Origin of the sequence: Treponema denticola (assembly GCF_024181405.1) — a bacterium.
In the GTDB taxonomy this organism is placed as follows: Bacteria; Spirochaetota; Spirochaetia; order Treponematales; family Treponemataceae; genus Treponema_B; species Treponema_B denticola_D.
In genome coordinates this window covers 1,921,769-1,938,455 of sequence record NZ_CP051302.1, presented here as the reverse complement: position 1 = coordinate 1,938,455, position 16,687 = coordinate 1,921,769, and the positions used below count along the sequence as shown (strand labels likewise).

Here is a 16,687-nt window from a genome sequence, read left to right as displayed (position 1 = left end):
AACTTACATGTTTGGAGCCCCTTTGTCAAATTTAAAAACTTGTGTTACAATAAACTTATGCTGATTTCCGAAATACAGGGTCCTCTTACAAATATTGCCGGAGTAGGTGCTGCCGCAGTCTCACAGCTAAAAAGGCTTGGAGTAGAAAATGCAGGAGACCTTTTAAGGCTTTTCCCGCGGGATTGGGAAGACCGCTCAAAAATAAATGTTTTTTTGGATTGGAACAGGGTGCAAAAAATACATGTAGAAGTTACAGTTGCAGGCCATGAATGGTTCGGCTTCGGAAAGATGAAAACCTTAAAGCTGATAGTTGCCGACAAAAACGGAATGATGGCCTCCCTTATATGCTTTAACCGCCCCTTTTTAGAAAGAAGCTTCCCTGTCGGGGCTCGCGCCTTTGTATATGGCTCTTTTTACCGCAAATACGGCGAGATTCAGTCATCCGCATTCGATCTTGAAAAAACTGAAAACATGCAGGCAAAGATTCTTCCCGTTTATCCCCTGACTTCAGGGCTTGGACAGGCAAAACTGCGGAAAATAATTGCTTCCGCCCTAAAAATGTATGCCCACGGCATAGATTCGGAGCTTCCCGATTCTATTTTAAAAAAATACGGCCTTCCGCCTAAACAGGAAGTGCTTTTTATGCTCCATGCTCCAAAATCTATGGCTGAGGTAGAAAAAGGCCGCCATGCCCTCATCTTTGAAGAGTTCTTTTTGTTTCAATATGCCATAGGGATGCGCTCTATTGAAAGGAGGGGACGGCTTCCCAACCTTGAAGATGAAAGCAATATAGGCAAAACCGTCAAAAAAGAACCTGTTTTAAGGCCTCTTCAAAGTTCTCTTTTGGAAAGGCTCAACTTTAAGCTTACTCAAGACCAGCTTTCGGTTTGTGCCGAAATAAACGAAGACTTGGACGGCCCTAATCCCATGGCCCGCCTTATGCAGGGAGATGTAGGTTCAGGAAAAACCCTTGTTGCCTTTTTAGCCTGCTTAAAGGTAATAGAACAGGGAGGGCAAACGGCATTTTTAGCTCCTACGGAGCTTTTAGCCCGTCAACATGCCGAAAATGCAGCCCGTCTCTTGGAGCCCCTCGGCATCCGCCTTGCCTTTTTAACCGGAAATACCAAGGCCAAAGGAAGAAGCAGGCTTTTACAAGAATTACAAAAGGGAAATATCGATTTGATAATCGGCACTCATTCTCTTTTTTCTCAAGGGGTGCAGTATAAAAATTTGAGGCTTGCCGTAATCGATGAGCAGCACCGTTTCGGCGTTCTCCAGCGTTCGGCCATAATCCAAAAGGGTGCCGAGAGCAATGAAGAGAAGATGAGCCCCCACCTTCTTATGATGAGTGCGACCCCTATTCCCCGCACCCTCGCTCTTTCTATCTTCGGAGACTTGGATATTTCGACCATTAAAACCATGCCGCCCGGAAGAAAGCCGATTATCACCTATGTTGCGGGGGAGGATAAGGCCGAAAGGGTTTATAACTTTATAGGACAAGAGATTCTACAGGGCAGACAGGCTTATTTTGTATACCCGTTAATAGAAGAAAATGAAGATTTGTCCTTAAAATCCGCCGAAAGGATGTTTGAAGAATTAAAGACGGGCTTCCCCAATCATAGTTTGGCCCTGATTCACTCCAAGGTTGCGGAAGAAGAACAAAAAAGAATAATGGAAGAATTCAGGTCGGGAAAGCTCAATATACTCGTTGCAACCTCTGTTGTAGAAGTCGGTGTGGATGTTCCCAATGCGACCTGTATGGTAATAGAACATGCGGATAGGTTCGGCCTTTCCGCTCTTCATCAGCTTCGCGGAAGGGTTGGGCGTGGAGACCTGCAAGCCTATTGTTTTTTAATTTACGGAAAAAAAATTACCGAGGACGGAAAGGCCCGGCTAACCGTAATGAAGGAAACAAATGACGGTTTTATAATTGCCGAAGAAGATTTAAGGCTCCGCGGCCCGGGAGATATAGGAGGGGTTGAGCAGTCGGGTTATCACCTAGGCTTTACAATTGCCGATCCTGCCCGCGATTTTAAAATTTTGCAGGAAGCCAGAGCTGCCGCCTTTGAACTCCTCGAGCAAACTAAATTTTAGAAAGCTTCTAGCAACTGTTAGAAATACCTGTCTAACATAGATAGGTTTAACATCGCCTTTTGTTAATATATAAAATATATACTTATGGACTTACACGTATTTATATGCTATAATTATACGTGTGAGGTGATATATGTTGGCAAAGCTTACATTGACTATAGAGCAGTCTGTAATAGAACAGGCAAAGGAATATGCTCAAAAAAAGAATAGGAGTGTTTCTCGAATTGTAGAAGAGTATCTGAAAAATATCGTAACCAATCATGACATAGGTACTTCTTTTTCTAAAATGAAATCACCTATAACCGATAGCATTTCGGGAATGTTTCATGATAATGGAAAATCTTATAAAGATATGCTCAGTGAAGCATTGCAGGATAAATATTTATGATAAAAAGGGTCTTTATTGATACAGATATTATCCTTGATGTTGCATTAGCTCGAGAACCGTTTTTTACTGCCAGTAAAATCATATTAGCAATGGCAGAAAATAATATTATCATAGGAAATATTTCATCGAATTGTGTTGCCAATATTTATTATATATTGAGAAAATCCGGCGGTGATAATAAGGCGAGAAAATTTATACTAAATATAGTTAAGTATATAACCGTAATAGCAATCAATCACCGGAATGTATTAGACTCACTAAGATCAAAATTTTCTGATTTTGAAGATGCATTACAACACTCTTCGGCTGTAGAGAACCAATGCGAATATATAATAACCAGAAATATTGAAGACTACAAAAATGCAAAAATAAAAGGCCTGTTGCCGGAAGAATTTATCGGAATGTTCTAATACGGATAAAAAGATTCTTTTGCAAAGCTGCTTTTTATATTTTGGAAAGCTGGTTTATAAGGCCCGCCATATCCTTAGGGCAGCTTGCACTTATTTCGATTTTTTCCTTGCTTATAGGATGAAAGAATTTTAAGGAATAGGCGTGGAGGGCAAGACGAGAGATTATAGGGCGTTCCTCATATTTGTCTCCTTTCCAATTCTTTTTTAAGGCCGATATGTAAACTGGCTCTCCGTTTCCGTAAAGATTATCGCAGAGGATAGGAAGCCAAAGGTGTTTTAGGTGAGCCCTTATTTGATGGGTTCTGCCCGTTATGGGACGGGCTTCCAAAAGGCAAAAGCGGCTGAATTTTTTAAGAAGGCTGAATTCGGTTAAAGACTCTTTTCCTTTTTTTTCGTCTATGACGGTGCGGTGCAGCTTATCCCCGTCTATTCTAAGTTTTGCCTCAGTTTTAAAATTTTCTTCTTGAGGAATGCCGGCCGATACCGCATGATAGATTTTTTCGATTTTGCGGTTTTGAAAATCATCGTTTAAAATTTTATGGGCTTCCGCATTTAGGGCATAGATAATGAGGCCTGAAGTTTCCTTATCGAGCCTGTGGACAGGATAAATTTTTGTCTCTTCCCTATCCTTGTAAAGTTCTTCAAGTATCTTATCAAGGCGGGGAGCTTCGCTGTCCCAGCGGTCGGCTCCTACGAGGAGGCCGGCACTTTTATTTACAATGAGAATATCCTTATCTTCATATAGAATTTCGTAAAGCTTTTTTTTCATTATAATTCCAAGTTTGTGATTTTTAGCCTTGATTGCCGGTTAGAAAGCTGTCGGTATCTTTCCGTAAAATAGGCTCAAGGCTCCATCGGTCGAAATTAAAACTTCTTCTTTTGTATTGCCGTTTATATAATTGTCTGCCTCAAAAATAATCAAGTCCAATTTGTCAAGATTAAAATCTTTTTTTTCGTTGAATGTTTCGGCTCTAAGTAAGGTTTTGGTATTGTACAAAAAAATCCAGCCGATTTCTCCCTTCGATACCGAAAACTTTAAAACCGAATTTTTGTTTAGAGCAAAGTTTTTTACTTCCGTTTCTACACCGTCTTTTACCATGAGGTTAAAATCCCTTACCCTTCCCATACTGACCGTTTTTGCTCCGCCGTCAAAGGCATAGACTTCGTAGGGCTTAAGTTTGGTAAAGTTTTTTTCGTCATGGCTTATTTTTAAGTCTCCGTTTAAGGGAGAAATAAACCTGAAAAACCCCGGAAGAGGGGTAAAGTCGGATCTATCCAAATCGACGGTAGCGGAGCTTAATCGGAATAAAAAATCTCTTTTTTTATAATCGGCTTCATGCGGATATATAAAAAGCTCCGTTGTAGTGCCTCCGCTCCAGTTTGAAGTTTTAAAATCTTTTTCTCTGTAATGTGTAATTTTCATAAGTTAAATCCTTTTTGTTATTAATGATAAAATATTATCCCGTCCCGTTTTTTTTGCAGCAGAGCTTATTATAATGAGATCTTCGTTAAAGTTAAAAAAAGAGACCCAAGCATTTTTTGCCTTTATCTGATCATTTTTGCCTATCTTATCGGCCTTGGTTCCGACTATTACAACCTCAATATTTAAACCGTGAAAAAAGCCGATACTTTCTTTTTCGGTTTCGGTAGGTTCCCGCCTCATGTCCATTAAAAAAAAGATGGTCTTTAAGAGGGGGCGGTTTGTACAATATTCGTAGAGCATCTTGTCGATTTGCAAGGTCATGCCGCCTGAAAGTTTTGCATAGCCGTAGCCCGGAAGGTCTGTGAGCACAAACATGTCTTTTGGAGGCGGCCCTGAAAACTTTTTTGTCTTAGGGTTAAAATTTAAAGAAGCCGGACAGTTTACCAAGAAAAAATTTACTTCCCGCGTCATTCCGGGACGGGAACCTGTCTTGACCAAATTTTTTCTGTTAACAAGCATGTTTATAAGGCTTGACTTTCCTGCATTGGAGCGCCCGAAAAAAGCAAATTCCGAAACACCGATTTCAGGAAACTGTTCCGCCTTAACGGCTCCCTTTATAAATTCCGCATTTATAATTTTCATAAAAGGAATTCCGAAAAGGCTTTGAGGGCAGGGGGCATATCGTTTGAAAGCACCTTCTTTGCAAGGGTTTTTCCGAGCTGAACACCCTCTTGGTCAAAGCTGTTTAAGTTCCAGATAAAACCTTGGAACATTACCTTGTTTTCGTAATGAGCAAGGAGGGCTCCGAGATTTTCGGGGTTTAGCTCTTCCCCATAGATTAAACTTGCGGGGCGGTTGCCTGCAAAGTCCTTGTTTTTGTTTGTATCGGTTTTTCCTGCAGCAAAGGCCATAATTTGGGCTGCCAAATTTGCATTCAGTTTTTGCATATTGGTTGAGCCCTCGCTTTCGATATCAAGACCGATTTGACTTTTTTTAAAGCCTATAAACTGCAAGGGGATTATATCGCTTCCCTGATGAAGGAGCTGATAAAAAGAATGTTGCCCGTTTGTACCCGGCTCTCCGAAAATTACGGGACCCGTTTTATAGGAAACTTTTTCGCCGAAGCGGTTTACCGTTTTTCCGTTCGATTCCATGTCCAGCTGCTGGAGGTGGGCAGGGAAGCGGGAAAGGGCCTGACTGTATGGAAGAATGGCTGTCGCCGAGCAGCCTAAAATGTTTCTTTCATAAACACCGAGGAGGGCATCCAAGAGGCTTGCATTTTCTTTTATGTTTTTGTTTAGTGAAAGCTTATCTCCTTCCGCAGCTCCTTTTAAAAAGGCCTCCACCGTTTCCATGCCGAAGGCGAGGGCGAGCACTGCCGCTCCGCAAACCGAAGTTGAAGAATATCTTCCGCCTATAAAATCGTCCATATAAAAGGAAGTAAGATAATCGGGGTTATTTGCTAGGGGGCTTGTTTCGCTTGTAACGGCAAGCATTTGTTTTTTGCAGTCAAGGCCGTTTTTTTCGAGAATGGATTTTACAAATCTTTCGTTTGCCAGAGTTTCTTGAGTTGTGCCGCTTTTTGAAACAAGGATAAAAAGGGTGCTTGCAAGATTTATGGAGTTTAAAACTTCGGCCGCATCGTCGGGGTCTACATTAGAAATAAAATGAGCCCTCATCTTTGTATTTACCCGATTTTTTAAGGCTATGTACATGGCTCTAGGGCCTAAGTCCGAACCGCCTATTCCGATCTGAACCACATCGGTAAAGACTTTTCCTTGAGAGGTTTTAATCTTGCCCGAATGAACAGCCTCGGAAAATTCTTTTATTTTTTTTAGCTCGTTGAGGTAAAAGCTCCTCATGTTTACACCCTTATAAACCACATCATTTTTTAATTGGCCGCGGGTGAGCTGATGGAGAACCATACGGTTTTCGCCCGTATTTATAAAATCTCCGTTTAATAAAAGCTCATACTTTTCGATCAGCCTTTGCTCATCGGCGAGGGACTGCAAAGCCTTAAGAATTTCATCGTTTACAGGCTTGGCCGCATAATTGTATTTGAGGTTTCCGCCCATTTTAACCGAATAATTTTTTACTCTTTTAACCGAATTTTCAGTATTGAAAATATCTGCGAGCTTTAAATTTTCAGCTTGTTTTTTATGAACTTTTTGTAATTGTGTAAAAGATGTACACTTATCTAAATTTTTCCATTCCATAAATTCTATTCTAACCTTTTTTGACAAAAAAAACAACTTGCTTGGCAAATCTTTAAAAGCTTTAATTGGAGCAGTCTATAAGCCAGTCTTTAATCGTACGTTTTTCTTCATCAAAACTTGAACCGATTGCTATGACTTTTTTACCGCTGCCTGAGTACTTGTCTGCATAATTTTTCTCTTTGATTTGTTTTACGGCATTTTCCGCCGTTTCATTTGAAGTAAGTTTGAACTCGAAGATATAAACCTTATCCTTGAATTCTACAACACAATCAGCCCGTCCGGTTGCGCAATGAACTTCCGTATGCACAAACTGGTTCATAAGAGCGAACACAAGATAAACCGCAGTCTGATAATTTTGCTCCCGCAAAGCTAGGTCTTTTTCAGTTAGACTATCATAGGGAATACCCGATATTATGCCTTTAAGTTTTTCCATAAAACCGTTTATATCTCCCGCTTCAATTTGTTCATAAAATTCCCAAATCGAAAGTCCTGTTTTGTCGGTTCTTATCGGAGTGTAGGCCGGAAGCAAGTTATCCAAAAATCCGTAACGTACCTCGTCATTCGGAAAGCCCAAGCGGTACAGCCTCGAAAAATCGTTATAATCTTTAATGGTCAGATACCCCGATTGAAAAAGAATGGGCAAGGGATTTATTGCATCTGCTCGATATGCTTCCAGACCGGACTCGTTCATCTTTACATTCCCGTCAAGGTCGGGAATGTTGTAATAAGCTTTTTTTAAGTATTCTACCAAAAATGTTGGCGTACCTGTTGCAAACCAATAGTCACGCATCCTTCCATCGGCAAAAACATTTAACAAGCTAAATGGATTATACATATTTTTTCCGTCTTCGGAAAATTTATAACCGTCATATCTTTGCTTTAATTTTGCAAGAGCTTCCTCATAAGTCAAGCTATTATTTTCTGCGAGGGCTGCAATCTCAGGTTTAAAATCGGCTTCAAGCTCTTCTTGCGAAATACCGCAAACAGCAGAATAATCCGACAATAGGCTTAAATCACGTAAGTTGTTTAAATCGCTGAATATGCTGACCTTACTGAATTTTGTAACTCCGGTTAAAAAGGCGAAGCGGAGGTATTGGTCCGCACTTTTTATAACGCCGAAAAAACCTTTGAGGATTGTGCGGTAGGTTTCGTTTAAGGCTTCATCCTTCCACATCGTTTGAAGAAGGGGCTTATCATATTCATCGATAAGAATAACAGCCTGCCTGCCGGTTTTTTCATAAGAGCGGTTTATCACTCCGAAAAAGCGTTCGGTAAGAGTATTTTCGGAATCCTTACTGCCGTAAAGTTCTTCCCACCTGCAAAGATGATTATTTAAAAGGCTTTCCAAGTCTTCCCTTGTTTCATATTTTGCAAGGTTAAAATCTAAATAGAGTACAGGATACTCCTGCCAGATTTCACGTTTTCCTTTTTCGGCTTCTTCAAGTTTTTCGATAGCCAAACCTTTGAAGAGTTCCTTTTGTCCTAGGAAATAAGCCTTTAAGGTTGAGAGCAAGAGGCTTTTCCCGAAGCGGCGCGGGCGGCTTAAAAAGTGGACTCGGCTTTCGTTTACTAATCTCCAAATAAGCTCTGTTTTATCTACATAGATAAAATTTTCTTTTCGTATAACCTCAAAGCTTTGAACGCCTATGGGCATTTTTCTAATCGTACTCATGATTATATTATATCAGAAAAATACGGGGTTTGCAATCGAAAAAGAAAAACACATTTTTAATAAGCCCATTTTTGCCTATTGACAAAAACGGATTAAAGCTACATCATATAAGGCATGAAGCTATCTAATATTTTTACATCATCGCGGCTGGTGCTGGCGCCCATCATCTATGTTTTGTATTTTTTACCGGATTGGGTTCCGTTTATAAATCCTAAAATTACCATCCTTATTATAATTCCGATTTTTATCTTTATGGAATTTACCGATTTTTTGGACGGCTATTATGCAAGGCTGCATAATCAGGTGGATGATTTCGGAAAAATATTTGATCCTTTTGCGGATGTAGTTGCAAATGTAACGGTTTTATTTTGTTTTTTGATGGACAGCTTTTTGTTCGCTCCCTTCTTTTTGATTATAGTTTACCGCGAATTCGGTATCATGTTTTTGAGGATGAAGGCCCGCGGCGAAGGTATAACTATAGGGGCTAAGATGGGCGGAAAAACAAAGACCGTGCTTTATATCATAGCGGCAAGCGTTTCAATGTTTTTAAAACTTGAAAAGATTTACGCATTTTTACCGCCGGCCATTAGCCGATACATTCTTTATTTTAACTGGCTTCTTTATTTTGCGGCTGTTATCTTGTCGCTTGCTTCATTTACAGATTATATTACTTCATATTTAAATAAAAGGAGAACTGCTGATGAATAATCAGGACGAATTCAAATTTGAAATTACAAAAAGCTACGGAGTTATCTCCGCGGGAAAGGGCGGTTGGAACACCGAACTTAACGAGGTATCATGGAACGGCCGAGATCCTAAATTCGATATAAGGCCTTGGTCTCCCGATCACCAAAAAATGGGGAAGGGAATTACCCTTACAAAGGATGAGCTTATAGCTTTAAAGAAACTTTTGGACGAGGCTGGGATCTAGCCACGAGCGAGAATTACATCATTTTTTGGCAGGCTTCAACTGCAAGGCGGTCACAGGCTTCGTTTAATGGATTTCCTGCGTGGCCTTTTACCCAAATCCATTCAGGCTTAATCGAGGCTGAAAGGGAATCCAGCTCTTGCCAAAGGTCTTGGTTTTTTACGGGCTGTTTGGAGGCCGTCTTCCAATTATTTTTTTTCCAGTTAAAGATCCACGAGCTTATGCCCTGCTGCACATATTGAGAATCTGTGTGTACCGAAATGCTTTTATAGTCCAAGGCTTTGCCGGACTTGTCTGCCAAGGATGCAGTCCCCTCTTTTATCTTTTTTAAGGCCCTTATAACAGCCATGAGTTCCATGCGGTTATTGGTGGTAGATTTTTCGCCCCCATTTTCTCTGCATATTTCTTCTTTTGAATCTTTGTTTACCATTATGTAGGCCCATCCTCCGGGGCCGGGATTTTTGGAGCAGGCTCCGTCCGTGTATATTTCAATATTCATTTTTGCTTTCTCCTTTTATATTTTTCATAGACTCTTAGTATTTCTTTTTGAGTTTCTTCCCAGCCTAGGCAGGGGTCGGTTATGGATTTACCGTATTCGCTGCGCTCCTTTGCTTTTTCTATCGAGGTGTTTCCCTCTTGGATAAAGCTTTCAATCATACAGCCCCTTATATAGTCAAGAGGTTCATTCTTATCGAAGCGGAGCTTTAAGCTTTCTTCAAAGATGTTTATCTGTTTTTTCGGGTCCTTTCCTGAATTTCCGTGGGAGCAGTCTATTACTATGCTCGGTTCAAGCATTTTTTCTTTCATAAGAGAATCCGCTTTTTCAACTTCTTCTCTATTATAATTGGGCTTTGAAACCCCTCCCCTTAAAACCAAGTGAGTGTCGGGATTTCCGGTTGTGTGCACTATTGCCGAAAGTCCGTTTCTGGCAATACCTACAAAGGCATGGGGCAGGCGGGAAACAATTACCCCGTTTATAGCGGCCGTTATGTCTCCGTAGGTGGTATTTTTAAAGCCGACCGGCATTGAAAGCCCTGAGGCTATTTCTCTGTGGATTTGACTTTCGGCCGAGCGTGCTCCTATCGAAGCCCAACTTACAAGGTCGGCAATGTATTGGGGAATCATAGGGTCTACCATTTCGGAGGCGGCAGGAATGCCTATTTCGGCAAGTTTAATCAAAAATTTTCTTGTCTTTTGAATGCCTCCTTCAATATTGATAAAGCCGTCAAGTTCAGGTTCTACGATAAGGCCTCTCCAGCCTAAAACGGTTCTGGGTTTTTCAAAGTAGGTACGCATTATAATATAGAAAGAATCGGAGCATTTCTTTTTTAGCTCTAAAAGGCGCATAGCATAATCCTCGGCTGCCTCCGTGTCATGAATCGAGCAGGGACCGACTATGAGTAAAAAACGCTCATCCTTTCCGTTTATTATATTGCTGATAGTTTTTCGGGCTTCGGCTATAAAAGAATAAAGAGAATCCGAGGCGGGTATTTTTTCTACCATTTCGGCAGGAGAACTTATACAATGAATCCTCTCGATTCGGAGGTCAATAAGGTTTTTTATCATCTTTAAAAACTCATCTTTTTTACTTCTCTTTGAGCATAAGCCTCTTCTAAAAGGCTGTCTATTTCCATCCTTTCGAAAATTTCGGCAGCGTCTTTGAGGTTTGAGTGTAAAACAGGGTGCTTGGGTGAAAACATTACACAGCAATCTTCGTACGGCAAGATTGAGGTTTCGTAGGTGCCTATTTCCTTGGCTTCTATCGTAATTTCTTCCTTATCAAGGCCGATGAGGGGCCTAAAAACAGGAAATTCCGCATAAGAGTTTGTTACGGTCAAGTTTTCTACCGTTTGGCTTGCAACCTGAGCAAGGCTTTCTCCCGTGATAAGGCATTTGGAATTTATACCCCTTGCCGTCATATTTGCTATTTTCATCATGCAGATTCTCATCATTAAAGTTAGATAGGCCTCGGGGCTTTTTTCTCTGATTTGCTGCTGCACCTTTGTAAAGGGAATTATATTGAGGTATCCGCCGAGGCCATAGCCCGCTAAAATGCCGGCCAGTTTTTCAACCTTAGCTTGAGCTTCGGGCGAGGTATAGGGATGAGAGTGAAAATAGATATAGTCCAGCTTCATCCCGCGGGTAAGCATTTTAAAGCCTGCAACGGGGGAGTCTATTCCTCCCGATAGGAGTAAAAGCCCCCTTCCCGAACAGCCGCAGGGAAGTCCCCGCCGTCCCTTGTGCTCAAGGCCGTAGATAAAGGCCTTTTCTCTTACTTCGATGGAAATTACAATGTCGGGATTATGGACGTCTACTTTTAAAATTCCTTCGGTATGGATTACCCCTCCCACTTCCCGTGAAATTTCGTAGGAGGTCAGGGGGAAGTTTTTTTCGCCTCGGCGGGATTCTATTTTAAAGGTCTTAGCCCCCGCATCCCGGGCTCTTATAGCCTCAGCTTTGGCTGTTTCGGTAATGGCTTCAATAGTTTTTTCGGCAGGAATGGCTTCTGCCCAGCCTGTAATGCCTATGAGTTTATTTAGGGCTTCTTCGGCTTTTTCTTTAAATTCGGGCTTAATGCTTACATACATTCTTCCGGCCCTTACGCGTATATTGGGCTTAGCCTCCGGTAAATAGCTGCGTAAATTCTGCGAAAGCCGCATTTCAAAGTCTTTTAAATTTCCTTTTTTTAGGTTAATTTCGCCTATTTTTGCAAGATAGAAAAGTTCTTCCATAAGTTCATATTCTAGCTAAAAAATGCAAAAAAGTCCATCAGTGAAAATCTATAATAATTTATCCTCTTATTGACATTTTTATAAAAAATTCGTACTCTTTACCCGAGAGGTGTTTATGAAACCGATTAAGAAACTTTTTTTTCTGGTTATGTTTGTGTTTGTAGGTTTTTCGGCCTTTGCTTTTGAAGAAGGCTTTACTCTGGGACTTAGATCTAATTTTTCCGGCTCCTACACTGACCCCCATATAAATGAAGCTGATAAACAATATTTGGGTGCCGCTTTTATGCGCGGTATGGCCGGTTTTATTATGAACGGAGAAGCCGAACTTACCTATATTTTTGATTCGAAACGATATTTTAATTATACAAATAATAATACATTTGGAGGACTTGGACTCGCCTTTAATATCGGTGTAGGGCAGGGGTTTTCGGGACAGATTTCGGGCAGTAATGGTATCGAAGTTTATTGCCGTGTCTATATGACGCCGGTTGTAACCTTCGGAACAAGCCTTAAAACAATGCTTTTAAAGAACAGGCTGGTTTTAGGTTTCGGCATAGGCGGAAGGCTTCTGGCAGATCCGCAGCCAACCTATGAATTGTATACAAATTTAAACAAAGAGCAACTAGAGAACTTAGCAGGAGAAGGATTCGATTTTTCTCCTGAAACGGGAACGCTCTATATCCCCGAATCCATGATGAAAAAAATGAATCCGCTGGGGCTTGTACTAAAAACTTCGATAGAATATAATCAACCTGTAATTGCTAGAATGGACATTATGATAGGCGCTTATGCCTCCTATGCTGTTTATAAGCCTGGCTATGTCTCCTTACCGAGAAAACTTATGGAAAATGCAAAAAAACAAAATCCTCAAATTAATTTTGAAAGAGATGAGATAAAGTCCTTTTATATGAACAATTTGGACTTCGGTATAAGTTTAGGCCTTTTATTTAAGGTCTAGATTTGAAAATGAGGATATATTTCATTATTGATTTAATTGATATTAAAGTTTACAGGAGTTGTTTATGAGTTTTATGAAAAGAAAAAAGCTGTTTATTTTGTGTTTAATACTTTTTATTGAGTGTTTAGTTTTTTCGTGCCAGCCGGCGCTCGGTTCTTCCTGGTACAATCGTTCTGTCGGAGATCGTGGCGATAATAAACGAAGCCTAACCGTAAAATCGATAAAAGTAGGTGCAACTACCTTATACCCTGAAGAAAACGGCGAAGATTTTATTGGAAAGGTAAATGTACAGGACGCCATACTCGATTCTGACGTTATAAGTGCCTCCGTAGTCGATAACAGAGGCATACCGGTTAAAGTAACGGTAACCATAAAAGGAAAAGACGGGCAGGCCGCCTTAAAAGAAGGTGAGTCCGTAACCGTTCCTATCAGAATAATAGACGAACAAAACCCCGCCGTCGAAGTACAAAAATTCCTTTTTTTGGAACAAGACAGCTCGATAAATAACGGTAGTGCTGATTATAACCCTAAAGACCCGCATGGTAATAAAAAGTTTATCGTAAAAATTAAAACTGAAACTGAAGAGGTAGATCCTTGGGTGTACTATAAAGAAGGGGAACCCGATGAGCGGGATACGGATAACTTTAACTCAAACAAATTCAATGAATGGGTTGTATATATAAACGGTTTTAACAACGCTGACAATGTAGCAAGTTACAAATTTAAAGAAGGAAGCTGGACAGGTACGCCGGATACATATGCAGGACAAGATTTTGGAAGTTGGCCCAAAACAAATACTAATGTAAAATTTTACCGCTATAAAACGAGAAAGGAACGCTGGTCTCAGCATGGCGGTTACACGCCGACTCCCGACCCTGAGCATGAAGATCGTTTCTTTTTCTACCGTTTTACATCAAAGATAACAATCGGAGATCTTGATAATTCAATGTTCTGCGTAGACCGGTATTCAAAATTCCTCTTTTATTACAGCGACCCTATGGATATAAGCAGCGTAGGCGTAACAAGTAATTGGCGAGATTATGCACAGCCTAGTGAAAATAGCCATACTTATTTTCCTGAACCCTTTTATATGACAGACCCGGTAGGCTTTGTAAAAGAAGACGGCTCGGTGGTATTGTATGACTGGATAAAAAAGAATATAAAAGCAAATAATTATCATGCGCAAAAAAATCCTGCGTTTAAAGAACCTGCTGAAAAAAAGTCTTTTAAACCGGGGTATTCTCCCTATATAGGGCAGGTTAAAGCAACCAAAAAAAACGTTACCAAAGATACAAATCCGAAATATACGGCCGTTAAGCCCGTTATTTCGGAACAACCCAAAGACGGTTATGCAAAACTGAACAGCCCCGAACTCGTTTTTGAGGTAAAAACGGAACCTGTACCGGACGGCGAAACGATTTCGTATCAATGGTATAAGGCCGATACGCGGACAGGAGCCGGTACGAAAATTGATGACGCAACGGAATCATCATACAAAATAACCGATACCTCAACCGAAACAAAATGCTATTTTTACTGTATCGTCAAAAACACGAATACGGGCAACAATAAATCGGAACAAACTGAAAGCGAACGGGCAAAATGCCACATAACTGACGGGCAAATTGAGTCCGATGCTTTAAACCCTGAAATAACGGAACAGCCTAAAGGCAAAACCCTTCGTCTTAACAGTACGGAACGGCTTACCCTAAGAGTAAAAGCCAAATCCAAAGATGACGGAACCTTATCATACCAATGGTATAAGGCCGCCTCGTCTGAGACAGAAGGAACGGCCGTAACGGATGCCGATAAAGCCGAGTACACCTTTACACCCGATACCTCTGCTGCCGGCATAACATACTATTATTGCCTAGTTACGAATACTAACAATACGGTTCAAGGTGAACAGTCTGCAAGCAAAAAAAGTGTTTATGCTGCAATCGAGATCGAAGAGTCTTACAAGGTTGAATTTTCTGTTTTGGGAGAAGAAGGAGGCACTCTTGCTGCTCTGCACAACGGTAAACCCATCAAATCCGGAGCCTATATAAAAAAGGGTGAACAAGTCAAATTTATTGCAACACCGGAGCCTAATTCTCGGTATAAGGTTAAAAAATGGTTTGGTGTACCGGAAGATGTATTTAAGGATCAAGATAAAACGTTTGCTGTCTTGACTGTAGAATCTGCAAACCTAAATGTTTCCGTATCTTTTATTACAATGTTCCTTAAAATAACTCCTAAAATTCACAATGAAAGTTTACAGTCTTGGTCTACGGCAGACGGTGCTCACATCAACCATAAATATATTGATGGTGTTCATCTTGCGCATGATCTTGCCGTTACGGTAAATGCAAACGGCGGTACGGATAACATACAATGGAAATACGACTTTCCTATTGAAGGATCAGATGGCTGGTTCACAGGAATCACAAACGGCGGACGCGGTGAATATGTGAAAGAAGAAGATTTTGTAAAAATAAATAAGTATAAGGATGATAATAATTTTGTTCTGGCTAAGGATTTTTCTGATTTTTCTGAAATGAATATTTTATTTAAAACCTATCTGATAAAATCGAATAGGCATGATTTTTGGCGTACTGAAAAGACATGGGCAGGCGGCGGACCTGTATACCGCAAACAGGTTTTAGACAATAACAGTATCATTAAACTTGTCTACAACGAAACTATCGGAAAATGGAGTTTAGATGCAGCTGCACTGCAACTTAATCAGCCGGAGCGTGTAAATATTACTTATGACCAAAATTTTACTCTTTCAGCAGGAGAAGAAAAAGATTTTGTAATTACCTACACAGTAAATAATCCCGATACAAAATCGGAAGGAACTATCAAAGTAATTTATACAATCAGCTGGAAATAATTTTAAAAGCCGAAGGCTCCCCGTGAGCCTCCGGCTTTTTTCAAGTTTAGAAATCTTATGAAAAAATTCGTTTTAAAGTTTTTCAATTTATTTTTGTTTATCTTTTGTTTTGTGAATTTTCTAATAGCCGGGGACTTAGAGGACAATAGTATAAAAGCTAATCCCGAAAATCCTGACTGCATTTACGAAAAAGCAAGGCTGGGTGATTGCCTAATCCACATGGCAAAAATTACTTCGCCCTCAAAGGGGTCGGCACCGGCAGTTGAAATCCTTTTTACCTCCGATTTTAAATGGGAGCCGTGTGCTCCGCATGAAGGTTGGGGAAAAAAAGGTAAAACTTATCAATACAGTGAACCCGAGGTGCCGGGTTCTTCTATATTTTTAGGCATAACAAATAAGATAAACGATGTAGTTTATTACAAGGTAGAAGGAGTTTACCCCTTTGATTTGGCTCTTTATGATGAGCCTTCAGAAGCTAAGATTCTTCAAAGGTTTATCTTTTTTAAATTTACCGCTTATGCGGCTAAGGACAGTATTTTTGAAAATGCTCTTAATAATTTAATGTGTGCACTTGATACCCATACTAAGCTTCTTTACGCCTACGGAATGCCGAGTGAGTACAAAAAAATAATCGGAAACAATTATATTCCGCAAAAATGGCTGCCTTATGAAATACATCCGAACACGGCGGAAGCAAAATTAAAGTTTTATGAATATGACCCAATCGGCTTTGTTTCCCTTGAAAAAACTCACAACTTTTTGGGTGTAAAGACAAATGTCCACTTATACGATTGGTGGAACGAATCTGTAGGTGCCGGCTCTTCGATGAAGACCGTAAAAGAAAAACGCTTTATGCCGCGTCTTTCAAGCGAAGCCCTTGAGGACTGGACTATCCGAGATGCTTCTAAGCCTGTCCGTTCCCCGTATAGAAAATTTTAAATAAGGTTGGTAAGCTGTTTTTATGGATCTATTCTTTTAGCACATAATCGAT

The 16,687-nt window shown here is 40.4% G+C and carries 16 protein-coding genes; 8 read left to right on the top strand and 8 right to left on the bottom strand.

Annotated features, from left to right (window positions below):
• The first annotated feature begins 57 nt into the window (after nt 1-57).
• From recG to HGJ18_RS09125, 3 genes are all read left to right on the top strand, one after another.
• Nucleotides 58-2,094 (top strand): ATP-dependent DNA helicase RecG, encoded by a 2,037-nt coding sequence (recG, locus tag HGJ18_RS09135; RefSeq protein WP_253696017.1) that lies wholly within the window; start codon nt 58-60, stop codon nt 2,092-2,094.
• Nucleotides 2,095-2,227: 133 nt separating this feature from the next.
• Nucleotides 2,228-2,482 (top strand): DUF6364 family protein, encoded by a 255-nt coding sequence (locus HGJ18_RS09130; protein ID WP_002676042.1) that lies wholly within the window; start codon nt 2,228-2,230, stop codon nt 2,480-2,482.
• On the top strand, nt 2,479-2,892 hold the full coding sequence (locus HGJ18_RS09125; RefSeq protein WP_253696015.1) for a PIN domain-containing protein: 414 nt from the start codon (nt 2,479-2,481) through the stop codon (nt 2,890-2,892). The genes HGJ18_RS09130 and HGJ18_RS09125 overlap by 4 nt, the downstream gene beginning before the upstream one ends.
• Nucleotides 2,893-2,926: 34 nt before the next feature.
• On the opposite strand, the gene HGJ18_RS09120 is transcribed toward HGJ18_RS09125, so the two are convergent.
• The 5 genes from HGJ18_RS09120 to HGJ18_RS09100 form a co-directional block, all read right to left on the bottom strand.
• Complete coding sequence (locus HGJ18_RS09120; RefSeq protein WP_253696013.1) at nt 2,927-3,661, bottom strand: RluA family pseudouridine synthase; 735 nt, start codon at nt 3,659-3,661, stop codon at nt 2,927-2,929.
• A 39-nt stretch (nt 3,662-3,700) separates the two neighbouring features.
• Entirely contained in the window at nt 3,701-4,315 is a 615-nt protein-coding gene (locus HGJ18_RS09115) for a HutD family protein (protein ID WP_253696011.1), read from the bottom strand.
• Between the two features lie 3 nt (nt 4,316-4,318).
• Nucleotides 4,319-4,957: a ribosome biogenesis GTP-binding protein YihA/YsxC gene (yihA, locus tag HGJ18_RS09110; protein WP_253696010.1), complete on the bottom strand. Its 639-nt coding sequence runs from the start codon at nt 4,955-4,957 to the stop codon at nt 4,319-4,321.
• Nucleotides 4,954-6,531, bottom strand: a complete 1,578-nt coding sequence (locus HGJ18_RS09105) for a glucose-6-phosphate isomerase (protein ID WP_253696008.1) — start codon at nt 6,529-6,531, stop codon at nt 4,954-4,956. Before HGJ18_RS09105 ends, yihA begins: the two co-directional genes overlap by 4 nt.
• 61 nt (nt 6,532-6,592) lie before the next feature.
• On the bottom strand, nt 6,593-8,203 hold the full coding sequence (locus HGJ18_RS09100) for an ATP-binding protein (protein WP_253696007.1): 1,611 nt from the start codon (nt 8,201-8,203) through the stop codon (nt 6,593-6,595).
• Nucleotides 8,204-8,317: 114 nt separating this feature from the next.
• Between HGJ18_RS09100 and pgsA the strand changes: the two genes are divergently transcribed.
• Entirely contained in the window at nt 8,318-8,911 is a 594-nt protein-coding gene (gene pgsA, locus HGJ18_RS09095) for a CDP-diacylglycerol--glycerol-3-phosphate 3-phosphatidyltransferase (RefSeq protein ID WP_253696005.1), read from the top strand.
• Entirely contained in the window at nt 8,904-9,134 is a 231-nt protein-coding gene (locus HGJ18_RS09090) for a YdbC family protein (protein WP_253695997.1), read from the top strand. Before pgsA ends, HGJ18_RS09090 begins: the two co-directional genes overlap by 8 nt.
• 13 nt (nt 9,135-9,147) lie before the next feature.
• Here HGJ18_RS09090 and rnhA read toward each other — a convergent pair whose 3' ends face one another.
• Genes rnhA through thiI form a run of 3 tightly spaced genes read right to left on the bottom strand, consistent with a single transcriptional unit; the run spans nt 9,148 to nt 11,863 of the window.
• Nucleotides 9,148-9,630 (bottom strand): ribonuclease HI, encoded by a 483-nt coding sequence (gene rnhA / locus HGJ18_RS09085; RefSeq protein ID WP_253681471.1) that lies wholly within the window; start codon nt 9,628-9,630, stop codon nt 9,148-9,150.
• Complete coding sequence (locus HGJ18_RS09080; RefSeq protein WP_253695995.1) at nt 9,627-10,697, bottom strand: 3-deoxy-7-phosphoheptulonate synthase; 1,071 nt, start codon at nt 10,695-10,697, stop codon at nt 9,627-9,629. Before HGJ18_RS09080 ends, rnhA begins: the two co-directional genes overlap by 4 nt.
• Nucleotides 10,698-10,699: 2 nt before the next feature.
• Nucleotides 10,700-11,863, bottom strand: coding sequence for a tRNA uracil 4-sulfurtransferase ThiI (thiI, locus tag HGJ18_RS09075; RefSeq protein WP_253695988.1), 1,164 nt, complete (start codon nt 11,861-11,863; stop codon nt 10,700-10,702).
• A 115-nt stretch (nt 11,864-11,978) separates the two neighbouring features.
• Between thiI and HGJ18_RS09070 the strand changes: the two genes are divergently transcribed.
• The 3 genes from HGJ18_RS09070 (at nt 11,979) to HGJ18_RS09060 (ending at nt 16,635) form a co-directional block, all read left to right on the top strand.
• Entirely contained in the window at nt 11,979-12,821 is an 843-nt protein-coding gene (locus tag HGJ18_RS09070; protein WP_253695986.1) for a hypothetical protein, read from the top strand.
• A 64-nt stretch (nt 12,822-12,885) separates the two neighbouring features.
• Nucleotides 12,886-15,696 carry a fibronectin type III domain-containing protein gene (locus HGJ18_RS09065; RefSeq protein ID WP_253695985.1) on the top strand — a complete coding sequence of 937 codons (2,811 nt, stop codon included), beginning with the start codon at nt 12,886-12,888 and terminating at the stop codon, nt 15,694-15,696.
• Nucleotides 15,697-15,753: 57 nt separating this feature from the next.
• Complete coding sequence (locus tag HGJ18_RS09060) at nt 15,754-16,635, top strand: hypothetical protein (protein ID WP_253695983.1); 882 nt, start codon at nt 15,754-15,756, stop codon at nt 16,633-16,635.
• Nucleotides 16,636-16,687 lie beyond the last annotated feature (52 nt).